The organism is Streptomyces sp. NPDC005281, from assembly GCF_040607495.1.
Lineage (GTDB): Bacteria > Actinomycetota > Actinomycetes > Streptomycetales > Streptomycetaceae > Streptomyces.
On record NZ_JBEXGX010000023.1, the window covers coordinates 1 to 21491 of the forward strand.

The window sequence follows — 21491 nt, forward strand, 5'->3', positions numbered from 1 at the left end:
GCTCGACCTCCCGGAACGAGCCCGCGTCCAGCAGCAGCTCGATCCGCTCCCGCGCCGTCAGCTTGCCCTTGGCATGCTGCGCCTCGGTCGCCTTCTCGCTGGGACCCCGCAAGGCCTCCGCACGAATGGCGTGCAGTTCCGCCACACGGCCACGCGCGTCCGTCGGCTCGCCTGTGGGGATCGTGGTGCTCGCGGTGTCGGCCTCGTCCAAAACGGTCATGTAGCGACCATACGAAGTCCACCAAGGAAACGGGCCCGTCGACTCTGCACAGTCCTCGGACCGTTTTCCTGGTGCCCCTGAACAGAACCACCATCACGTGCAGGCGATCCGACTGCCCGGAGGGGTTCAGGGTTGTGGAGAACACACAAACCGTTCGGCCGAGCGCCATCCGACATTCATGAGTGGCACATGCCATCACTGGGGTGACACGGCCCCCGTTCGGCGGGGCCGGCCGGCCCCGGAGCCCCCGCCCGGCCGCCACTTCGGGCGGTCGCGCGGAGATACGGCCGTGGCGCCTGTTGGGTCGACTGTACGGGGGTACACGGGGGCCGTGTCCGAGTTCCGGGCGCATCCGCCGGGGCCGGGCAGTCGCGACCCAGCGTCACCGCATGGGCACATCCTGGATACTGTTGAAACTTGAACGGAATAGGTCTACGGTTGCCCCTGTTGACCTCGTTGAACATTCAACAGATTATCCCCGTGGCTCTCCCCGGAGCCGCGGACCGTCCCCCAAGGAGCTTCTGATGGGCATCTTCGGCCGCAAGACCACCGACACCGCCGAGACCACCGCCGCCGCGACCGCCGGCGTCGTCAACCCGGACCTGGCCGCCCTGACCGGCGAGTACACCATCGACCCGGCGCACTCGACGATCGGCTTCGTCGCCCGGCACGCGATGGTGACCAACGTCAAGGGCAAGTTCAACGACTTCGAGGGCACGCTGCACCTGGACGGCGGCGACCCGGCCCGGTCCACGGCCTCCCTCGACATCAAGATGGAGAGCATCGACACCGGGTCCGCCGACCGTGACGGTCACCTCAAGAGCTCCGACTTCTTCAAGACCGACGAGTTCCCGACGATGACCTTCCGCTCGGCCAAGGCGGAGGCTCTGGGCGGTGACGACTACCGGATCACCGGCGACCTGGAGATCCTCGGTACCACCAAGCAGATCAGCATCGACCTGGAGTTCAACGGCGCCGCGAAGGACCCGTTCGGCAACGAGCGCGTGGGCTTCGAGGGCAAGGCCGAGATCCTCCGCTCCGAGTGGGGCCTCACGTGGAACGCGGCCCTGGAGACCGGCGGCGTCCTCGTCTCCGACAAGATCAAGCTGAACTTCGACATCTCGGCGATCAAGAACGCCGGCTGAGCCACGGGCCGAAGGCCCCCGCACCGCCGCACGCTGTTCTCCGGCGCCGGGCACCCCGCACAGGGGCGCCCGGCGCCGCCGCGTGCGCGGGCCATGTCCGGCCTCGGGCGCGGGACCACGGGCGACCCCGGGCCTCGGATCATCGGAGAACCCGGGCGCCTGACCATGGGCGGCCCCTGGCCCGCAACCCCTCAGAAGCCGCCGCCGAAATCACCGCCGCCACCGCCGAAGTCGCCTCCCCCGCCTCCCCCGCCGTCACCGAAGCCGCCGCCGAAATCACCGGGGTCGAAATCGGCACCGGAGACGTCGCCTCCGTCGTAGCCGCCGCCGAAGTCGCCGTAGCCGGTGCCGTACGCGGCCCCGTACCCGGGGCTCGCCATCATGCTGCCGAGCACGGTCCCGACGAGCAGGCCCGGCAGCACGCCACCGCCGAAATAGCCGCCCGCCCAGGGTCCGTACGCCGGGCCCGCGTCCCAGTACGGGCGGCGGCCGCGGTCGGTCTCGACCTCGCGGACCGCCGGTTCCTCACCGCCGGCCAGACGCATCCAGTCCGCCTTGCAGACCGGGACCTCGCGGGGCGCGCCCCCGGCGGGCGTCCAGGCCGTGTCGGCGACGGACGGGCCGTGCCGCGGGTCGAAGAAGCAGGGCGCGCGGCGCGCGGGGACCGGGCGGCCCTCGCGGCGCGCCGCGAGCACGGCCAGGGAGAAGCGGCCCTCCTCCAGGGCCTGGGTGACGGCGCGCACGTCCTCCGGGCGCCGGGCCCCGGCCATGAAGGACTTCGCCTGTTCGTAGGCGTCGAGCGCTCGTTCGTAGTCCGCGCGCATCGCGTCGTCCGCGCCGGCCTCCGCGGGGTGGAAGTCGAGCCGGTCCAGTTCCTCGCCGAAGGCGGTGATGTCCTCGTCGACGACCACGCGGAGCCGGTCGAGCGCGGCCCGCTGTTCCTCCTGCTCGCGGCGCCGGTTGCGGCGCACGACCGCGTACGCGCCCGCGCCTCCGACGACGGCCACCGCGCCGACCGCGATCAGCGCGCCCGTCGGAACGCCTCCGCTGTCCATGCCGCCGCCCCAGCTCGCGGGGGCCTCACCATGGATGGCGGCCAGCGCGCGGTCGGTGAACCGGTTCAGCTGGGTGTTCGCGTCCGACACGCCCTGGACGCTGGTGACGAGGTTCCGCACGGCCGTGCGCGACATCACCGCGGAGTCGGCGCGGGCGTCGAAGCGGTCGCCGAGCCTGATCGCGTAGAGGCCGGTGACGCCGGTGTCGGTGCGCAGGTTCTGGAAGAGGTTCCGGGTGGGGAAGCCCGCGGGCAGCACGGCGATGAAGAGGGGCTTGTCGGCCTTCTTGATCTTGGCTGCGAGGGCATCGGCCTCCGGCACGGAGAGCTGGCCGGAGGCGGCCGGGTCCACATAGACGGGACCCTTCCTCAGGGCCGCCGCCACGGTGGAGACATCGGTGGCGGCGTGGGCCCGGGGCGCCGGGATCCACACCATGGCGAGGGCCGCGAGTGTCAGCGCGACCAACAGGCCTGGAAGTCCTCGGTTGTGTGCGGCCCTCATGCCTTGAAACTACCCGAACCGGAGTGAAACAGGACATCGAGGGAACGGCGGCCGGGGTGACCGGGAGAGGGACGACCGAGGCGGCCGGGGGAAGGGCGTCGGACCGGCGTCGCGGAACGATTCGATTCCACCTTCCGGAATTGTGGCTTCCATCACAGCGGCGGCTGGCATGAACCTGCTGAAGTGGCCGGATGGTCGGACTCATCCTTCGCGTTCTCCCCTTCTGGGTTCGCGAGCCGCTGCTCATCGTCGTCGGCTTCCCCTTCAGCGGCCTCCTCTTCTACGCCGCGGCCCGGGACGGATCGGCCTTCGGGGCGTTCCTCGGCCTCGCGGTGCTCGTGTTCTCCGTGATCCGTGTGTACGAGGTGGTCAAGGCGCTCAAGGCCCGCAAGGCGGCCAGGGAATCCGCGGGCGCCACGGCCACGGCACCCGCGCCGTAGCCGGCGGGGACCGGAACGCGGACCGGAACGCGGACCGGAACGCGGACCGGCCGGGGCTGGTGCTCAGCCCCGGCCGGCCCTCCACGTCCTTTCCTCACCCGGCGCGGTACGCCTTCGTCAGCGCGGCCACCGCCTTCGCGTAGTGGCCGGTCAGCAGAAGGTGGTCCGCGTCCGCGAAGGGCCCCGCGTTCGCCGCGGTGACCGACGAACCGATCTTCCGCTGGACGAGCAGACGGGCCTTCGTCACGGCCCTGCGGGCGGCCCGGTCGTCGCCGGAGCGTTCCGCGGCCGAGGCCGCCCGGGCGAGCGCGCCGAGTGTGTCGGCGCCGCCCTTCGGCAGGTCCGTCAGTGTCGTGAGACCCCATCCGTACGGGAACTGCGGGTCGTAGGAGGTGTCACCGACGTTGATCGGCAACTGGGACTCCGACTTCGGCCAGGTGACCGGGAGCTGCCCGGTGAAGGCGCGCTTTCCGTAGAGGACGTCGGCGACGCCGTCGCCCTCGGTGCCCGGCAGCCACGAGGCGACCAGGGAGTCGACGGAGCCGAGCCGGTCGCCGATGAGCTGCGGGCGGCCCGAGACGATCAGCACCGCGCACTTCATGGCCGCGCAGACCTTGTCGACGGCCGCCTTGTCGGCCGCGGTGAGCTCCAGGTCGTTGCCGTTGCCGACATCGCCGACACCCTCCGCGTACGGGGTCTCGCCGACGACGACCACACCGACGTCGTAGCCGCCGGTCGGCGCCGAGGCGTCCTTGGAGTAGGTGACGTCGCCGCCGGCGTTCCGCATGCCCTCAAGGATCGTCGTGCCCTTGGTGACGGCGCCGGACGAGCCCTGCCAGGTGAGGGTCCAGCCGCCGGTCTGGTTGCCGAGGTCGTCGGCGTTCGAACCGGCGACGTACACCTTCTGGGACTTCTTCAGCGGGAGTACGCCTCCCGCGTTCTTCAGCAGGACCTGGGACTCGGCCGCCGCCTGCCGCGCCACGGCCCGGTGCGCGGCGGAGCCGATCTTCGAGGCGCCGCTCGTGTCCGCGTAGGGCTTCTCGAAGAGGCCCAGCTTGAACTTCTGGGTGAGGATGCGGGACACGGCGTCGTCGATCCGCCGCTCGCTGACGCGGCCGGCGGTCACCTCGCTCATGAGCGTCGTACGGAAGTCCTTGTACGAGTACGGCACCATCATCATGTCCACGCCCGCGTTGACCGAGGTGCGGACGTGCGAGGCGTAGTCGCCGGGGAGCTGGTCGATGGCATTCCAGTCGCTGATGACGAAGCCGCTGAAGCCCATCCGGCCCTTGAGCACGCCGTTGATCATGTCGGCGCGGGCGTGCATCTTCACCGGGCCCTGGCCGTCACCGACGATGTCGAGCGAGGAATAGGACGGCATGACCGAACCGACGCCCCGGTCGACCGCCGTTCGGAACGGGGCCAGGTGAACGGCTTCCAGCTGCTGCCGGGTGACCTTGGTGACGCCCTGGTCGAGGGTGTACGAGCCCGTCGTGGACGTTCCGTACCCGGTACCGCCGTCACCGACGAAGTGCTTCGCGGTGGCGAGGACCTTGTCGTCGTCCTTCAGGTCCTTGCCGTTACGGGCGCCCTGGAGGCCCTGGACGATCGTCTCCATGGACTGGACGAGCGCCGGGTCCTCGCCGAAGGACTCGTAGGAGCGGCCCCAGCGCTCGTCGCGGGTCACGCACAGGCAGGGCGCGAAGTCCCACGGGATGCCGGTGGCACGGACCTCGGACGCGGTCACCGCGCCCGTCCGTTCGGCCAGCCGGGGATCACGGGTCGCGCCGATGCCGATGTTGTGAGGCATGATCGTCGCGCCGGCGAGGTTGTTGTGACCGTGCACCGCGTCCACGCCGTAGATCAGCGGGATCTGGAAGCGGGTGGCCTGCGCCCGGAGCTGATAGCCGTCGATCATCTTCGCCCAGGCCGCGGGGGTGTTGGGGGTCGGCGTGGAACCGCCGCCGGAGAGCAGTGACCCGAGGTCTTCGGAGGCGATGTCACCGCCCGTGCCGATCGCGCCGCGCTCGGCCTGGGTCATCTGCCCGGCCTTCTCCTCGAGGGACATCCGGGAGAGGAGGTCGGCGACCCGCTTCTTCACGGACAGCTTCGGTTCCAGGTACGGGAGTCCGTGGGCGTCGATGACGACCTGCGGGGTCTCGGCCGGGGCCTTGGCGCCGGTCACCGTGAACTTGAGGGGGATCGTCTCGGCCGCTTCGGCCGACCGGTCGCGCAGGGTCGGGACCTTGACGGTGCGACTGGTGCCGGACACGGTGCCCGCCGGGAAGGTGACCTCGCCCCGGACCGGGGTGTAGTCCCTGCCGGGGGTTGCGGTGCCGCCCGCGCTCTCGTACGCGACGGTCACGGGCTCGTCGATGGGGGCGGAGCCGGTCGTGGCGACGGAGACCTTCACGGCGGCCGTGCCGCCCTCCCGTACCGGGTAGACCGCCGCGTCGGTGGTGACGGAGGCCCGCAGGGACTGGTCGGCCTTGCCGTACAGCTCGACGTCGTCCATGGCGAACTGCCCCTGGAGGCCGACCGGGAGGGTGAGGGCGTAGCCCCACATCTGTGTCAGCCCGAGGACGTGGTCGATGCCTCCGACGGGCTGGTAGTCCGTGCGATAGACGAAGTCGGCGAACGGGATCTCGATCTGTTTCCAGCCACTGAAGTCGTCGGTGAAGGAGGTCGTCCACAGCTCGGAGGCCTCGCCGTTGGCGCCGCCGTCCTTGATCTCGAAGGCGATCTTCTTGGCGTTGTCGTGGCCGTCCCACCAGAAGCGGATGCCCTTGTGCGCCGACCAGTCGTGGGCCGGCTGGTCGGCGGCGAAGTCGTGGCTGAACCCGCCGTAGCCGCTGATGTCGTAGTCACCGGTGAGGACCTTGGCGCCCTCGGGCGCGTCGGACCGTGCGGTCAGGGCGAGTTTCGGCGGGTCGTCGCTGTCGCCGCCCCAGGTGAAGATGCCGTCGGCGGGCTGGCTCGCGAAGGGCACCTCTCCCTCGAAGCGGTCGACCGGGACGGGCGCGGGATCATCGGCCGCCGCCACCGCCGCCGAAGCGAGCGGAAGCAGTCCGGCGATCAGCGCGGCACCGGCCAGCAGAGCGGTTCTTCGTACGGAATTCCGATCGAGCCCGGTCAATGGGTTCCCCCTCGACTCTCACGTTGTTCTGACGACGTGCTTCTTGACGACGTGCCTCTTCTTACGGCTTAGATCACGGCGTGAGTTAACTGGCGTCCCGGCAACCCGTCAAGACTTCACACCACAACCGGTACACACTCAACTCACGTCCGGATCAGAGCAGTTGTTCGTTCAAAATCTGAACGCGCACCCCCTTGACGCGGGTCCGCAGCCGTCATTTACTCACGCCTCGCACGCCTTCCCCCCACCTCCAGAAGGGCGGCGCTCCATGAGGAGATCCACTCGGGCGGCCCGGCTGATCGTCGCCGGGCTGCTCGCCACCGCGGGATTCACGGCGGCCGCGCCCGCGCACGCAGCGGGCGAACAGGTCACCGCCTATCTGACGACGACGGACGACGACGGCGGACGCCATGTCGTGCGCGGGCTCCAGGCCCAGGCTCCGTTCGCCTTCCAGTCGGGCAGCGGTGGCGGCGGTGAGAACATCACCGTCGACGAGAACACCCGGTACCAGACCTTCACCGGCGGCGGCGCGTCCTTCACGGACACCGCGGCCTGGCTGATGAACAGCAGCGGCGCCTTGTCGCAGAGCGCCCGCGACGCGACCATGCGCAAACTGTTCTCGCCGACGGACGGGATCGGACTGTCCTTCCTGCGCAACCCGATGGGCGCCTCGGACCTCGCCCGCTACGGCTACACCTACGACGACGTGCCGGCCGGTCAGAGCGACCCGAACCTGGCGCAGTTCTCCGTCGCGCACGACCTCGCCGACGTGGTGCCGCTGACGAAGCAGGCCCTCCAGCTCAACCCCTCCCTGACGGTGATGGCCTCGCCGTGGACGGCTCCGGCCTGGATGAAGGACAGCGGGTCGCTCAACGGCGGCTGGCTGAAGGCCGAGGACTACGGCGCGTACGCCTCGTACTTCGTGAAGTACCTCCAGGCGTACCGGGACCAGGGCGTCCCCGTCTCGTACGTCACCGCCCAGAACGAGCCGACCTGCTGCTCGGGTTACCCCTCGATGAGCTGGAACGCCTCGGGGCTCGCCTACTTCACCAAGAGCGAGCTGCTGCCCAGGCTCCAGGCGGCCGGGCTGTCCACCAAGGTGCTCGCCCACGACTGGAACTGGGACGTGTACGACTCCTACGCGGCGGCGACGGTCGACGACGCCGCGGTCCGCTCGCACCCGAACTTCGGCGGGATCGCCTGGCACGGGTACGGCGGTGACATCGCCAAGCAGACCGGTGTGCACAACCAGTACCCGGGCCTCGACGCCTTCGGGACCGAGCACTCCGGCGGCACCTGGATCGCCGACCAGCAGCGCGAGGACATGCTCAACATCGTCGACTACACCCGCAACTGGGCGAAGTCGGTGACCGAGTGGTCGCTCGCCGTGGACCAGAACAAGGGCCCGCACAACGGGGGTTGCGGCACCTGCACCGGGCTGATCACCGTGCACAACGGGGACGGGGCGAGCGGAACCGTCGACTACACGGTCGAGTACTACACGATGGGGCACCTGACGAAGTTCGTCCGGCCCGGGGCACAGCGGATCGCCTCCACGGCGTCGTCGGCCGTCCCGAACGTCGCCTGGCGCAACCCGGACGGCTCGAAGGCCCTGATCGCGTACAACGACAGCTCGGCGGCGAAGACGGTCACCATCAACTGGGGTGCGCAGCACGCGACCTACTCGCTGCCCGGCAGGACGTCGGCGACGTTCACCTGGTCCGGGACGCAGTCGGGCGGGGGCAGCCAGGCGGGAGCCTTCGTCGGGCCGGCCGGCAAGTGCCTGGATGTGGCGGGCGGTTCGAGCGCCAACGGCACGGCGGTGCAGCTCTACGACTGCAACGGGACCGCCGCGCAGTCCTGGACCCTGGGTGCCGACGGTTCGGCGCGCTCGCTCGGGAAGTGCCTCGACGTCACGTCGGGGTCGACGTCCGACGGAGCCAAGGTCCAGCTCTACGACTGCAACGGGTCGGGCGCCCAGCAGTGGTCGTACAACTCCTCGACGGGTGACGTGGTCAACACCGCGGCGAACAAATGCCTCGATGTGACGGACGCTTCGTCGGCGAACGGGGCACGGGCGCAGATCTGGTCGTGCACGGGGGCCGCCAACCAGAAATGGCATCTGGGTTAGCGGTCCGCCGCGCCGGCCGGAGCCGGGACACGGTGAACGCCGGCGGATCCGGGACGCCGTGAACGCGGAAGGGCCGAGCGGGCCGTGAACGCCGGAGGGACCGAGATGCCGTGAACGCCGGAGGGTGCGCTTCCCGCTCCCTCCGGCGTTCGGGTCCGGTTACGAAGCGGGTTCCACCCCGGCCCGCAGCAGGCCGAAGGTGTACGCGTCCTCCAGCGCCTGCCAGGAGGCGGCGATGACGTTCTCGGCGACGCCGACCGTGGACCACTCCCCCGTGCCGTCGGACGTGGAGATGAGGACCCGGGTCGTGGACTGCGTGCCGTGCTTGCCCTCCAGGATGCGGACCTTGTAGTCGACCAGTTCCAGCTTGGCCAGCTGCGGGTACAGCGTCTCCAGGGCCACGCGCAGGGCGCGGTCGAGGGCGTTGACGGGGCCGTTGCCCTCGGCGGTGGCGACGATGCGCTCTCCCTTGGCGAAGAGCTTGACCGTGGCCTCGTTGGCGTGGCTTCCGTCGGGGCGGTCCTCGACGATGGCCCGCCAGGACTCGACCTCGAAGTAGGTGCGCTTCCTGCCCTCGACCTCCTCGCGCAGCAGGAGTTCGAAGGAGGCGTCGGCGGCTTCGTAGGTGTAGCCCTTGAGCTCGCGCTCCTTGACCCGCTCCACGACCCGGCCGACGAGCTCGCGGTCGTCGCCGAGGTCGACTCCCAGCTCCTTGCCCTTGAGCTCGATGGAGGCGCGGCCGGCCATGTCGGAGACCAGCATCCGCATGGTGTTGCCGACCTGTTCCGGGTCGATGTGCTGGTACAGGTCCGGGTCGACCTTGATCGCGGAGGCGTGCAGACCCGCCTTGTGCGCGAACGCCGACACCCCGACGTACGGCTGGTGGGTGGAGGGGGTCAGGTTGACGACCTCGGCGATCGCGTGCGAGATCCGCGTCATCTCCCGCAGCGCGCCCTCGGGGAGCACCTTCTTGCCGTACTTGAGCTCGAGGGCGGCGACCACGGGGAAGAGGTTGGCGTTGCCGACGCGCTCGCCGTAGCCGTTGGCGGTGCACTGCACTTGCGTGGCACCCGCGTCGACGGCGGCCAGGGTGTTGGCGACCGCGCAGCCGGTGTCGTCCTGGGCGTGCATGCCCAGGCGGGCGCCGGTGTCCGCCAGGACGGTGGAGACCACCGCCTGCACCTGCGCCGGGAGCATCCCGCCGTTGGTGTCGCACAGCACGACCACATCGGCGCCGGCCTCGTGCGCGGCGCGAACGACGGACTTCGCGTAGGCGGCGTTGGCGCGGTAGCCGTCGAAGAAGTGCTCGCAGTCCACGAACACCCGCCGTCCCTGCGCGACCAGGTGGGAGACGGTGTCGCGGACCATCTCCAGGTTCTCCTCCAGGGTGGTGCGCAGCGCCAGCTCCACATGCCGGTCGTGCGACTTGGCGACCAGCGTGATCACCGGGGCACCCGAGTCCAGGAGTGCCTTGACCTGGGGGTCCTCGCTCGCCTTGCCGCCGGCCCTGCGGGTCGCGCCGAAGGCCACGAGCTTCGCGTGCCGGAAGTCGATCTCCTGCCGGGCGCGGGCGAAGAACTCGGTGTCGCGGGGGTTGGCGCCGGGCCAGCCGCCCTCGATGAAGCCCACCCCGAAGTCGTCCAGGTGCCGCGCGATGGCCAGCTTGTCCGCGACCGTGAGGTTGATGCCCTCGCGCTGCGCGCCGTCGCGCAGCGTCGTGTCGAAGACGTGGAAGGAATCGTCGACTTCGCTGGTTTCCGTCATGGTCTCAGGGCTCCTGTATTGAAACTCGGTCTACCGGAATGACCGGCTCCACCGTCCCCCAATGATCCCTCGCGCTGCGCTCCCGGCTGAAGGTGGGCCAGAAATGCGAAAAACCCCTCGCGGGTGCGAGAGGTCTGCGCGCGGGTCGAGAACGACGGTGTCCGCCCGTACCTGGTCGTACGTGGCGGTCACTGCGGACCGGCGCGCCTGCTGCCAATAATCGTGGCGAACGAGAGCACGGGGGCAGTGTGGCACATACCGCCCCCGCGATCACACGGTGTCTCAGGATGCGAGCACTGGGCTACGTGACCGGCGCGGACGTACGGTCGTCAGGCCCGCCGACTCGTCCCGGCCCGCCGACTCGTCCCGGCCCAGCGACCCGTCTCAGCCCGCCGACTCGTCCCGGCCCAGCGACTCGTCGAGGAACTCCCGCACATGGGACAGGACCTGCTCGCGGCTGGTGCCGCGCAGGCCGATCGCCACATGGATGGAGAAGCCGTCCAGCAGCGCGCGCAGCCGGGCGCCGAAGCGGTCCGCGTCGAGGGGGCGGAACTCGCCGCGCGAGACGCCCTCGGCGAGGAGCGCGACGAGGTCCCGGTGCCAGGCGCCCTCGATGGCGGCCTGCCGTTCACGGGCGGCCTCGTCGGCGTTCTGGGAGTGGTTCCAGACCTCCAGCCACAGGGTCCAGTGCGGGTCCCGGTGGCCGTCGGGGACGTACAGGTCGACATAGGCGTCCAGGCGCTCGCGGGCGGTTCCGCGCGCGGCGAGCAGCCGGCCGCGCTCGGCGCCGAGGCGGCCCTCGCTCCACTCCAGGGTGCGCAGCAGCAGCTCGTCCTTGGAGCGGAAGTAGTAGAGGAGATGGCCACTGCTCATGCCGACCTCACGGCCGAGCGCCGCCATGGTGAGTTTCTCCAGACCGCGATCGGCGATCATCTCCATGGCGGCGGCGAGGACCTCCTCGCGCGGTGGCGCGTTCTTCCGCGCACCGGCCATCCGTGACTCCCGTTGTCAGACCTTCGGCTGCTGCTGGGTGATGCAGTGGATGCCACCGCCGCCCGCGAAGATCGTACGTGCGTCCACCAGGGTCACGGTCCGCTCGGGGAAGAGCCGGCGGAAGATGTCCGCGGCGGTCTCGTCGCGCGGGTCGTCGAAGCCGCACAGGACGACGCCGCCGTTGCAGAGGTAGTGGTTGATGTAGGAGTAGTCGGCCCAGTGGCCGTCGGCCTCCAGGGCCGCCGGAGCGGGGACCTCGACGACCTCGATACGGCGGCCGCGCGCGTCGGTCTGCGCCTTGAGCAGCCCGATGACCTCCTTGCTGACCTCGTGGTCAGGGTGCGCGGGGTCCTGCTGGGAGTGCGCGACGATCACGCCGGCCCGGGCGAAGGCGGCGACGATGTCGACATGACCGAGCGTGCCGAAGCCGTACGGGGGGTAGTCGCCGGTCAGTCCGCGCGGCAGCCAGATCGCCTTCTCGGTGCCGAGCTGGGCGTGGATCTCCGCCTCGACCTGCTCGCGGGTCCAGCCCGGGTTGCGCTCGGGGCCGAGCTGCACGGTCTCGGTGAGCAGCACGGTGCCCTCGCCGTCGACGTGGATCGCGCCGCCCTCGTTGACGAGCCGGGAGGCGTACGTCTTGGCGCCGGCCAGCTCGGCGACCTGGGCGCCGATCTTGGAGTCGTGCTCCCAGCGGGCCCACTCCTGGGCGCCCCAGCCGTTGAACGTCCAGTCCACGGCGGCGAGTTCGCCCTGACCGTTGGTGAGGAAGGTGGGGCCGATGTCCCGCATCCAGGCATCGTCGAGTTCCCGCTCGACGGTGTCGACGCCGGGGCCGAGGAGCTCGGCGGCCTGCGCGGACTGACCCGGACCGCACACCACGGTGACCGGTTCGAAGCGGCGGACCGCGCGGGCCACGGCCGCCCACGCCATCCGGGATTCGGCGAGGTCGTCCGGGTTGTCGAAGGTGGGGTTGGGGCCCGGCCACGCCATCCAGGTGCGCTCGTGCGGGGTCCACTCGGCAGGCATGCGGAAGCCGTCGGCGGCAGCAGACATGGGTGATTCCTTACGGGCTGTGTCCATCACAAGAAGTACAGGCGGCTGAGGGAGACCGAGTCGGCGGGATCGGAGCGCAGCGGATCGCCGTCGAGGGTGACCAGACCGCTGCGCTGGTCGACGTCGACCGCTCCGGTACGGGAGTTGAGGCGCAGGTCGGCGGGTCCGATGCCGCGGGTGCCGCGGACCGCGACGCGGCGGCGGCGGGTGGGCATGGTGTCGTTGCCCTGGTCGAGCGCGGCCTGGGCGACGAAGGCGACCGAGATCTCGGCGGGGGTCGCGCCGTGCGCCCCGAACTGCGGTCCGAGGACCAGGGGTTCGCAGGTGTCGGTGGCGGCGTTCGGGTCGCCGACGACTCCGTAGGCCGGGAAGCCGGACTTCAGGACGAGCTGCGGTTTGGCGCCGAAGTACTCGGGGCGCCACAGCACGATGTCGGCGAGCTTGCCGGTCTCGATGGAGCCGACCTCGTGCGAGAGCCCGTGCGCGATGGCCGGGTTGATGGTCAGTTTGGCCATGTAGCGCAGGACGCGTTCGTTGTCGTGGTCCTCGGGCGCGCCGAACTGGGCCTTCATCTTCCCGGCCATGGCGAAGGTGCGGCGCACGGTCTCACCGGCGCGGCCCATGCCCTGGGCGTCGGAGGAGGTGATGCCGATGGCGCCCAGGTCGTGCAGCACGTCCTCGGCGCCCATCGTCCCGGCGCGGATGCGGTCGCGGGCCATGGCGGCGTCGCCGGGCAGGTCGGTCTTCAGGTCGTGGACGGAGACGATCATGCCGTAGTGCTCGGCGACCGCGTCCCGGCCGAAGGGCAGGGTCGGGTTGGTGGAGGACCCGATGACGTTCGGGACGCCCGCCATCTTCAGCACGTTCGGGACGTGCCCGCCGCCGCAGCCCTCGATGTGGAAGGCGTGGATCGTGCGGCCCTCCAGCACCTTGAGGGTGTCCTCGACCGACAGGCACTCGTTCAGCCCGTCGCTGTGCAGGGCGACTTGGACGTCGTGGTCCTCGGCGACCCGCAGGGCCGTGTCCAGCGCCCGGGTGTGGGCGCCCATGTCCTCGTGGACCTTGAAGCCGCTCGCCCCGCCCTCGGCGAGCGCCTCGATCAGGGGCGCGCTGTCGGAGGACGAACCCCGGCCCAGGAAGCCGATGTTGACGGGCCAGGCGTCGAAGGCGGAGAAGGCGTGGCGCAGCGCCCAGGGCGAGTTGACGCCGACGCCCCACACCGGCCCGAACTCCTGGCCGATGACCGTGGTGACGCCGGAGGCGAGCGAGGCCTCCATGATGCGCGGCGAGAGCAGGTGGACGTGGGTGTCGACGGCTCCGGCGGTGGCGATGAGCCCCTCGCCGGAGACGATGGACGTGCCGGTTCCGACCACGACGTCGACGCCGTCGAGGGTGTCGGGGTTGCCGGCCCGCCCGATCGAGCAGATGCGGCCCTCGCGGATGCCGATGGACACCTTGCGGATGCCCTGGACGGCGTCGATGACCACGACGTTGCTGATGACGACGTCACAGGTGTCCCGGACGGCGGCGGCCTTGAGGTGCAGCCCGTCACGGGCGGTCTTGCCGAACCCGGCGAGGAACTCGTCCCCGGGGAGCTGGGAGTCGGACTCGACGCGGACGGTGAGCCCCGAGTCGCCGAGCCTGATCCTGTCCCCGGCGCGGGGGCCGTGGGTGGCGGCGTACTCGTAGGGGGTGAGGCGGCGGGCCTCGGCGGGGTGGCCTCCGGGGCGGCTCATCGCTCGGCCTCCTGGTCACGGGTTTCCGGTACGCCGAGGTATCCGCAGGCGGCGGCCCGGCGCAGGGCCTCTTCTCTGGCTCCGGGGGCGTCCAGTGGTCCGTCGACGAGTCCCGCGAAGCCGATCGCGACGCGGGCTCCGCCGATGGGGAGCAGCCCGACCTCGGCGCTCTCCCCCGGGCCGAAGCGGACGGAGGAGCCGGCGGGTACCGCCAGCCGCATGCCGTAGGCGGCCGGGCGGTCGAAGTCGAGCCGCGGGTTGGCCTCGAAGAAGTGGAAGTGGGAGGTGACGGAGACGGGGACGGGCGCCGTGTTCGTCACATACAGGCGGACGACGGCCTCGGGCTCGGCGTGCTCCGGACCCGGCAGCAGGGCGCCGGGCGCCAGGTCGCCGAGGCCGCCGCCGATGGGGTCGCTCACCACCGCGAGGCGCGAGCCGTCGTCGAAGACGGCCTCCACATGCACCTCGGTGACGATGTCCGCGACGCCGGGCAGCACGTCCTCGGGGCCGAGGACGGACCGGGCCGCCTCGATGGCCCCGGCGAGCCGTCCGCCGTCGCGGGCGACCTCGCAGACGGTGTCCGCGATCAGCGCGGTGGCCTCCGGCACGTTGAGCCGCAGTCCGCGCGCCCTGCGGGCACGGGCCAGCTCGGCGGCCGAGAACAGCAGCAGTCGGTCACGTTCCGTGGGGGTCAGTCGCACGCCACGACACCTCCTCGCCTTCCTCTGTTTAGAGCATCACTCTAAACGGCGATTTCATGGAAGGGAATCATTGACGACCAGGCACCGTAGACGTCACATTGAACGTCGCTCAAACTCTTGGTGCTTGCCCGCACCACGCCAGGCGGCCGTCAAAGGAGACCAGCCATGCCGATCGAACAGCGCGGAGTCGACACGATCCCCGACGAGGAACGCACCAGCGGGCCGCGCGATCTCGTGTCGATCCTGCTCGGTTCCAATCTCTGCCTCGGGGTGATCATCTTCGGCTGGCTGCCGCCCTCGTTCGGGCTCGACTGGTGGTCCTCGGTGAGCTCGATCGTGGCAGGCACGGTCGTCGGAACGGCGCTCACCGCGCCGCTGGCCCTCGTCTCGCTGCGGACCGGCACCAACCTCTCGACCTCCTCGGGCGCGCAGTTCGGCGTGCGCGGACGACTGGTCGGCTCGGTCGTCGGCCTGCTCCTCGCGCTCGGCTACACCGCCCTGACCGTGTGGATCGGCGGCGACGTGATGGTCGGCGTCCTCGGCCGCCTCTTCGGCCTCCCGGCGGACGGACTGTCGTACGCGGTCGTCTACGCGGTGCTGGCCGCAGCCACCGTCGCGGGCGCCGTCTACGGCTACCGGGTGCTGCTCACCATGTCCCGCGCCCTCGCGTTCGGCATGTCGGCCCTGCTGGTGGTCGGCGTGATCGCGTACGCCCCGCACTTCACCACCGCGGCGCTCCCGGAGGCCGGCGGCTATCTGCTCGGCTCGTTCTGGCCCACCTGGCTGCTCGCCGCGGTGGCGGCCGGGCTGTCGGGCCCGATCGCGTTCATCACGCTGCTCGGCGACTACACCCGCTACATCTCGCCCGAGCGCCACTCCTCCCGTACGGTCCTGCACGGCACCTGGCTCGGCCTGATCGCCGGTCTGCTGGTCCCCCAGCTCTTCGGCACCTTCACCGCTTACGGGGCCCGCGCGGCCCTCGACTACGCGGGACCGCTCGTGTCCGCCTCCCCCGGCTGGTACCTGATCCCGCTGCTGCTGGCCGCCTCCGCCGGTTCGGTGGGCAACGCCGGCCTGATGCTCTACTCGATGGGCCTCGACCTCGACGCGATCCTGCCCCGCGCCTCGCGCGCCCGCGCCACCTGCGCCGTCGCCGTCGTCGCCATGCTCTGCGTGTTCGTCGGCCACTACGCCTGGAACGCCCAGTCCGCGCTGACGTCCTTCGTCCTGCTGCTGACGGCGATCGGCACCCCGTGGGCGGTCATCACCCTGATCGGATTCGTCCGCTGCCGCGGGATCTACGACGCCGACGCCCTCCAGGTCTTCAACCGCCGCTCCCGCGGCGGCGTCTACTGGTACCGGGCCGGCTGGAACATCCGGGCCACCGCCGCCTGGGCGCTGGGCGCCTTCGTCGGTCTGCTGGCCGTGTCCCTGCCGTCGTACGAGGGTCCGCTGCTGTCCCTGACGGGCGGGGTGGACTGCAGCTTCATCCTGTCCGGACTGGTCGGCGGCATCGTGTACCTGGCCCTCTCGCCGAAGCCGGCGTCACCCGAGGTCGAGCCCCGGCAGGAACCGGCTCGCGCCGAAAGCCGGCTTTAGGTCGCTGAACCAGGTGGCGCGCTCGTCGTAGGCGGCGAAGAACGGGCGCCCCACCAGGTCCGGATCACGGGCCTGGATGAGGTGGAGCACGAAGACCTTCTCACCGGCCACCTCCGCCGTCCCGTCCACGCACACCTTGCCCGGCATCGCCGACATGACCGGGCCGCGCACGGTCCGCGCGAGGCCCGACACCTGGGCGTAGGCGTCACGGAAGATCTGGTGGCAGCGGGCCAGCGGCACCCCGAACCAGCCCTGCGGGCCGGTGTCCCGCTCCACGAACTGGTAGTACGGCACCGCCCCCAGCGCGGTCGTCTCGTTCCACAGCTCGGCCCACGCCCCGGCGCTGTCGTTGATCCCCCTGACCAGGGGCCCCTGGCAGCGGATCACCGCTCCCGTGTCGCGCACCCGGCGCATCGCCGCGCGCACGGCCGGGGGCCGCAGCTCCTGGGGATGCGTGAAGTGGGCCATCAGCGCGAGGGTCCGGCCGCTCGCCACCACCTTCTCCAGCAACCGCAGCAGCTCGTCGGCGTCGCGGTCGGTCAGGAAGCGGTACGGCCAGAAGGCCAGCGCCTTGGTGCCGATGCGGATGGAGCGGACCGTGTCGATCTCCAGCAGCGGTTCGACGTACCGGCGCAGCACCTCGGTGCTCATGACCATCGGGTCGCCGCCCGTGATGAGCGCGCTGGTGACCTCGGGGTGGGCGCGCAGATAGGCGGACGTGGCGGCGATGTCGTCCGTGGCGATGCGCAGGTCGGACTCCCCGACGAACTGGGGCCAGCGGAAGCAGTACGTGCAGTAGGCGTGGCAGGTCTGGCCCTGGCGCGGGAAGATCAGCACCGTCTCCGGGTACTTGTGCTGGAGACCGGTGAGGCGGCGGCCCTCGTGCACAGGGACGTTGGCGTCGAGCTGCCCGGAGGGGTGCGGGTTGAGCCTCATCCGGATCTCGTGGGCCGCGCGCAGCACCTCGGCCTTCGGGGCCTCGTGGGCGAGGAGGTCCGCCATCTGCTTGAGGTCGGGCTCGGGCAGCATCCCGGCCTGCGGGAACGTCAGCCGGAAGATCGGGTCGCCGGGCACGGCGGACCAGTCGATCAGTTCGTCGACCACATAACTGTTCGTACGGAACGGCAGGACGGCCGCCACGGCCCGCAGGGCGAGCCGCTCGTCGGACGGCAGGGACACGCGCCGGAGCAGGCCGTCGAGGTCGCGGGAGGTGTACGCCCGAAAGCGCGGACTCGTGCCGAGGGAGCGAGTGCTCGCGTGCGGAGCCGGGTGGAGCGCTGAGCTCATTGGTGCCGGAGCCTCTATTCCGTCAACGACTATTCCGTCAACGACGCCGCCGGCCGCAATTCGACGAAGGCGCTCGCCGGAGCAGCATACTTCTCCGTGAACTGCTGGATGAGTAAGGCGTGCAGCTCGCTCTCGTCGTCCACCACGACGAGTTCGTGTGCGCCGGGGGCGCTCAAGGAGTCGCTGTGCGCCGACAGTTGGTCCAGCCGGTGACGCGCCATGTACGACACGAGGTCGTGCCCTGCGACGTACAGGGCGTCGCCAGAGTAGACGAAACGCACGCTGAACGCCCTGCGCCCGTCCGTCGCGTCGACCAGGGTCACCGGCAGATGCGTGAACCGTTCCATGGGCATGCTCTGCTGCCACAGCTCGTCGAAGCGCTGTTCGACGAAGGCGCCGAGCGGGGAACGGACGGCGACTTCGAGCTGGACGCCCTCGCCGGAAAGACGGCCGACCGTGAGGAAGGAGACCAGGGAGCGGTCGTCCCAGCGGTAGAGGGTCACGCCGGGGGACGCGGAACACAGGCGTACTTCGAGGAGTTGACGGCACTCCTCGTCGAGCCGCAGCGCGAAGCGGTCCAGGGTCCGCAGGTTGCGCAGGATGTCGCGGCGGATGTCGGCGCTCTGCTCGCCGAGTTCACGGCCGCGCAGGATGACCGCGAGGGAGTCGGGGTCCAGGAGCAGGATCTGCACCCGGGCACCGTGCCCGGTGGCCGCCTTGATGCCGCGGAACAGCCGCTCGGAGAACTGCGGGCCGAAGACGCTGGAGAAGGTGTCGAGGACCTTGACGTTCGAGGTGGCCCCGTAGACCTGGGCGCTGAACCATTCGTAGTCCAGCCGGGTGTGCTCGCGGACCCGGCCCTCCTGGGCGCGGCTGATCAGCGGCCCGATCACGAAGACGGTGACGACGACGCCGACGATGTCGGTGCCGAGGTTGAGGGCGAGGTTCTCCCCGTAGTTGTCCATGCGCCTGCTGCTCCAGAGCAGCAGCGCGGCGACGGCGGCGAGCAGGCCGAGGACCGTGAGGCTCTGGGGTCGGCGCGGGGTGCGCAGGGTGCGCAGCAGCCAGCTCGGCCGTGACAGCGGCGACCTTGCCCTCACCTGGGCTCCCTCCCTGGCCGTGCGGGCGCGCGGGAGGACACGCTCCCCCCGTGGACTGAGTGGATACCCGTGTCGCGGAGGCGCTACGCGTCGAACGAACAGCCGGTCCCCGCAACCCTGTTGGGAGACGGGGACCGGCGGGAGGAGTGAGGGATCAGCCCAGCGGGTGCATCCAGCCGTGCGTGTCCTCGGTGATGCCGCGCTGGATGTCGAGCAGGGCCTCGCGGAGGCGGAGGGTGACCTTGCCGGGCTCGCCGCCGGACTGGTGCCACTCGGTGCCGTCGCGCTTGACCGTGCCGACGGGGGTGATGACGGCGGCGGTGCCGCAGGCGAAGACCTCGGTGAGGGTGCCGTTCTCGGCGTCGGTCTGCCACTGGTCGATGGAGACGCGGCCCTCCTCGGCGGTGTAGCCGAGGTCGCGGGCGACGGTCAGCAGGGAGTCGCGGGTGACGCCCTCCAGGATGGAGCCGGTGAGGGACGGGGTGACGATGCGGTCGCCGTACACGAAGTACAGGTTCATGCCGCCGAGTTCCTCGATCCACTTGTGCTCGACCGCGTCGAGGTAGCAGACCTGGTCGCAGCCCTTGGCCGCGGCCTCCTTCTGCGCGAGGAGGGAGGCGGCGTAGTTGCCGCCCGTCTTCGCGTCGCCCATGCCGCCGGGAACGGCGCGGACGCGGTCCTCGGAGAGCCAGATCGACACCGGCCGCACACCGCCCGAGAAGTAGGCGCCGGCGGGCGAGGCGATGACGAGGAAGAGGTACTCGTTGGCGGGCTTCACACCGAGACCGACCTCGGTCGCGATCATGAATGGCCGCAGGTACAGGGACTCCTCGCCACCGTGCGCGGGAACCCAGTCGCGGTCCTGGCGGACCAGCGCGTCACAGGCCTCGATGAACGTCTCCACCGGCAGCTCGGGCATGCCGAGCCGGCGGGCGGAGGCCTGGAAGCGCCTGGCGTTCTTGTCGGGACGGAAGGTCGCGACGGAGCCGTCGGGCCGGCGGTAGGCCTTGAGGCCCTCGAAGATCTCCTGCGCGTAGTGCAGGGTCATGTTCGCCGGGTCGAGGGAGAGCGGTCCGTACGGAACGAGCTGGCCGTCGTGCCAGCCGCGGCCCTCGGTCCACTTGACGGTCACCATGTGGTCGGTGAAGTGGCGGCCGAACCCGGGGTTGGCCAGGATCGCCTCGCGCTCGGCGGCGGCGAGCGGACTGGCGGAGGGCTTGAGCTCGATCGTGGGCTGCGTCATGAGTGGTTTTGTCCTTCACCGGTTGTATGTGACGGGCCGCGCTCACACCCGAACCGTCCGTGGCCAGTGCTAGGACGTCCGAGCATTCCCTCATTCCGCGGCTCCGCCTCTGATTATCGCGCGCGGAGGGCCGTGGACGAAACGGTGTGAATACGGCCCGGGGGGTGGCCCGGGGAACTGATGGTGGCACCCGGCGACGGAACGGCGAAAGCCGCCGGGTGCGGATGCGACCCGGCGGCTGCTACGGAACGTAGGTGGTGCGCCGGGTCAGCCGGCTACTCGCACGGCGAGCGCGTCGCCGATCTCCTCGGTGCTGCGGGCGGGCTTGCCGACCCGCTCGGCGAGGTCGGCGGAGACGGCGTCCTCGATGCGGGCGGCCTCGGCCTCGTAGCCGAGGTGGCGCAGCAGCAGGGCGACGGACAGCACGGTGGCGCTGGGGTCGGCCTTGCCCTGGCCCGCGATGTCGGGCGCCGAGCCGTGCACGGGCTCGAACATCGAGGGGAACTCGCCGCTCGGGTTGATGTTGCCGGAGGCGGCGACGCCGATGCCGCCGGAGACGGCCGCGGCGAGGTCGGTGATGATGTCGCCGAAGAGGTTGTCGGTGACGATCACGTCGAAGCGCTCGGGCTGGGTGACGAGGAAGATCGTCGCCGCGTCCACGTGGATGTAGTCGGTGGTGACCTCGGGGAACTCCTGCGCCACCTTGTTGAAGACGTTCGTCCACAGGTGGCCGGCGAAGGTCAGCACGTTGTTCTTGTGGACCAGCGTCAGCTTCTTGCGCGGGCGGGCCTGCGCACGGGCGAACGCGTCACGGACGACCCGCTCGACACCGAACGCCGTGTTGACGGAGACCTCGGTGGCGATCTCGTGCGGGGTGCCCTTGCGGATCGTGCCGCCGTTGCCGGTGTACGGGCCCTCGGTGCCCTCGCGGACCACGACGAAGTCGATCTCGGGCTGACCGGCGAGCGGGGTCGCGACGCCGGGCAGGAGCTTCGAGGGACGCAGGTTGACGTGGTGGTCGAAGGCGAAGCGGAGCTTGAGCAGGAAGCCGCGCTCCAGGACACCGGACGGGACCGAGGGGTCGCCGATAGCGCCGAGCAGGATGGCGTCGTGCCCCTTCAGGGCGTCGAGGTCGGCGTCGGTGAGGGTCTCACCGGTGGCGTGGTAGCGCCGGGCGCCGAAGTCGAACTCCTTGGTCTCCAGCTTCACGTCCGGCGGAAGGACGGCGGAGAGGACTCTGAGCCCCTGGGCCACGACTTCCTGGCCGATGCCGTCACCGGGGATCACTGCGAGATCGATGCTGCGAGACATGACGGCACCGTACTCCGTGTCCCATGGAATGACACGCGATGTCCGCCATACGGACACGACGGTGTCGCGCCACGCC

The 21491-nt window shown here is 70.6% G+C and carries 16 protein-coding genes; 4 read left to right on the forward strand and 12 right to left on the reverse strand.

Annotated features, from left to right (window positions below):
• A partial coding sequence (locus ABZV42_RS28470) for a carboxyl transferase domain-containing protein (RefSeq protein WP_356054190.1) occupies nucleotides 1–220 on the reverse strand: 220 nt, incomplete at its 3' end.
• Between the two features lie 524 nt (nucleotides 221–744).
• On the opposite strand from ABZV42_RS28470, the gene ABZV42_RS28475 reads away from it, so the two are divergent.
• Complete coding sequence (locus tag ABZV42_RS28475; protein ID WP_355983280.1) at nucleotides 745–1365, forward strand: YceI family protein; 621 nt, start codon at nucleotides 745–747, stop codon at nucleotides 1363–1365.
• Between the two features lie 191 nt (nucleotides 1366–1556).
• On the opposite strand, the gene ABZV42_RS28480 is transcribed toward ABZV42_RS28475, so the two are convergent.
• The gene (locus ABZV42_RS28480) at nucleotides 1557–2921 is read right to left on the reverse strand and encodes a hypothetical protein (protein WP_356054192.1); all 1365 of its coding nucleotides are present in this window, start codon (nucleotides 2919–2921) and stop codon (nucleotides 1557–1559) included.
• 191 nt (nucleotides 2922–3112) lie between these two features.
• On the opposite strand from ABZV42_RS28480, the gene ABZV42_RS28485 reads away from it, so the two are divergent.
• Nucleotides 3113–3361, forward strand: coding sequence for a hypothetical protein (locus ABZV42_RS28485; RefSeq protein ID WP_355983284.1), 249 nt, complete (start codon nucleotides 3113–3115; stop codon nucleotides 3359–3361).
• Between the two features lie 94 nt (nucleotides 3362–3455).
• Here ABZV42_RS28485 and ABZV42_RS28490 read toward each other — a convergent pair whose 3' ends face one another.
• Nucleotides 3456–6497, reverse strand: coding sequence for a glycoside hydrolase family 3 N-terminal domain-containing protein (locus ABZV42_RS28490; RefSeq protein ID WP_356054194.1), 3042 nt, complete (start codon nucleotides 6495–6497; stop codon nucleotides 3456–3458).
• Between the two features lie 268 nt (nucleotides 6498–6765).
• Between ABZV42_RS28490 and ABZV42_RS28495 the strand changes: the two genes are divergently transcribed.
• Nucleotides 6766–8628 carry a lectin gene (locus ABZV42_RS28495; protein ID WP_356054196.1) on the forward strand — a complete coding sequence of 621 codons (1863 nt, stop codon included), beginning with the start codon at nucleotides 6766–6768 and terminating at the stop codon, nucleotides 8626–8628.
• A gap of 159 nt (nucleotides 8629–8787) precedes the next feature.
• Here the strand turns inward: ABZV42_RS28495 and cimA are convergent, their stop codons facing one another.
• From cimA to ureA, 5 genes are all read right to left on the reverse strand, one after another.
• Nucleotides 8788–10392 carry a citramalate synthase gene (gene cimA, locus ABZV42_RS28500; protein WP_356054198.1) on the reverse strand — a complete coding sequence of 535 codons (1605 nt, stop codon included), beginning with the start codon at nucleotides 10390–10392 and terminating at the stop codon, nucleotides 8788–8790.
• A 384-nt stretch (nucleotides 10393–10776) separates the two neighbouring features.
• Nucleotides 10777–11385, reverse strand: a complete 609-nt coding sequence (locus ABZV42_RS28505; RefSeq protein ID WP_355983292.1) for a TetR/AcrR family transcriptional regulator — start codon at nucleotides 11383–11385, stop codon at nucleotides 10777–10779.
• 15 nt (nucleotides 11386–11400) lie between these two features.
• Nucleotides 11401–12438, reverse strand: a complete 1038-nt coding sequence (locus ABZV42_RS28510) for an agmatine deiminase family protein (RefSeq protein ID WP_356054200.1) — start codon at nucleotides 12436–12438, stop codon at nucleotides 11401–11403.
• A 26-nt stretch (nucleotides 12439–12464) separates the two neighbouring features.
• On the reverse strand, nucleotides 12465–14174 hold the full coding sequence (locus tag ABZV42_RS28515; protein ID WP_356054202.1) for an urease subunit alpha: 1710 nt from the start codon (nucleotides 14172–14174) through the stop codon (nucleotides 12465–12467).
• Entirely contained in the window at nucleotides 14171–14875 is a 705-nt protein-coding gene (gene ureA / locus ABZV42_RS28520; protein WP_355983298.1) for an urease subunit gamma, read from the reverse strand. The genes ABZV42_RS28515 and ureA overlap by 4 nt, the downstream gene beginning before the upstream one ends.
• A 165-nt stretch (nucleotides 14876–15040) precedes the next feature.
• On the opposite strand from ureA, the gene ABZV42_RS28525 reads away from it, so the two are divergent.
• Nucleotides 15041–16474 carry a cytosine permease gene (locus tag ABZV42_RS28525; RefSeq protein WP_355983300.1) on the forward strand — a complete coding sequence of 478 codons (1434 nt, stop codon included), beginning with the start codon at nucleotides 15041–15043 and terminating at the stop codon, nucleotides 16472–16474.
• Here the strand turns inward: ABZV42_RS28525 and ABZV42_RS28530 are convergent.
• The 4 genes from ABZV42_RS28530 to ABZV42_RS28545 all read right to left on the reverse strand — a co-directional run bounded on the left by ABZV42_RS28530 (nucleotide 16421) and on the right by ABZV42_RS28545 (nucleotide 21415).
• Entirely contained in the window at nucleotides 16421–17761 is a 1341-nt protein-coding gene (locus tag ABZV42_RS28530; protein ID WP_355983302.1) for a lysine 2,3-aminomutase, read from the reverse strand. The genes ABZV42_RS28525 and ABZV42_RS28530 overlap by 54 nt on opposite strands.
• A gap of 29 nt (nucleotides 17762–17790) precedes the next feature.
• Nucleotides 17791–18861, reverse strand: coding sequence for a hypothetical protein (locus ABZV42_RS28535; RefSeq protein ID WP_355983304.1), 1071 nt, complete (start codon nucleotides 18859–18861; stop codon nucleotides 17791–17793).
• 154 nt (nucleotides 18862–19015) lie between these two features.
• Nucleotides 19016–20104, reverse strand: a complete 1089-nt coding sequence (locus ABZV42_RS28540; protein ID WP_355983306.1) for a branched-chain amino acid aminotransferase — start codon at nucleotides 20102–20104, stop codon at nucleotides 19016–19018.
• Nucleotides 20105–20371: 267 nt separating this feature from the next.
• Nucleotides 20372–21415 carry a 3-isopropylmalate dehydrogenase gene (locus ABZV42_RS28545; RefSeq protein ID WP_355983308.1) on the reverse strand — a complete coding sequence of 348 codons (1044 nt, stop codon included), beginning with the start codon at nucleotides 21413–21415 and terminating at the stop codon, nucleotides 20372–20374.
• Nucleotides 21416–21491: the final 76 nt, after the last annotated feature.

Excerpts from the sequence above, each read along its gene's own strand:
- ABZV42_RS28475 (WP_355983280.1), top strand. The coding sequence starts at position 745 with ATGGGCATCTTCGGCCGCAAGACCACCGACACCGCCGAGACCACCGCC.
- ABZV42_RS28480 (WP_356054192.1), bottom strand. The coding sequence starts at position 2,921 with ATGAGGGCCGCACACAACCGAGGACTTCCAGGCCTGTTGGTCGCGCTG.
- ABZV42_RS28485 (WP_355983284.1), top strand. The coding sequence starts at position 3,113 with ATGGTCGGACTCATCCTTCGCGTTCTCCCCTTCTGGGTTCGCGAGCCG.
- ABZV42_RS28495 (WP_356054196.1), top strand. The coding sequence starts at position 6,766 with ATGAGGAGATCCACTCGGGCGGCCCGGCTGATCGTCGCCGGGCTGCTC.
- cimA (WP_356054198.1), bottom strand. The coding sequence starts at position 10,392 with ATGACGGAAACCAGCGAAGTCGACGATTCCTTCCACGTCTTCGACACG.
- ABZV42_RS28505 (WP_355983292.1), bottom strand. The coding sequence starts at position 11,385 with ATGGCCGGTGCGCGGAAGAACGCGCCACCGCGCGAGGAGGTCCTCGCC.
- ABZV42_RS28510 (WP_356054200.1), bottom strand. The coding sequence starts at position 12,438 with ATGTCTGCTGCCGCCGACGGCTTCCGCATGCCTGCCGAGTGGACCCCG.
- ABZV42_RS28515 (WP_356054202.1), bottom strand. The coding sequence starts at position 14,174 with ATGAGCCGCCCCGGAGGCCACCCCGCCGAGGCCCGCCGCCTCACCCCC.
- ABZV42_RS28525 (WP_355983300.1), top strand. The coding sequence starts at position 15,041 with ATGCCGATCGAACAGCGCGGAGTCGACACGATCCCCGACGAGGAACGC.
- ABZV42_RS28530 (WP_355983302.1), bottom strand. The coding sequence starts at position 17,761 with ATGAGCTCAGCGCTCCACCCGGCTCCGCACGCGAGCACTCGCTCCCTC.
- ABZV42_RS28540 (WP_355983306.1), bottom strand. The coding sequence starts at position 20,104 with ATGACGCAGCCCACGATCGAGCTCAAGCCCTCCGCCAGTCCGCTCGCC.
- ABZV42_RS28545 (WP_355983308.1), bottom strand. The coding sequence starts at position 21,415 with ATGTCTCGCAGCATCGATCTCGCAGTGATCCCCGGTGACGGCATCGGC.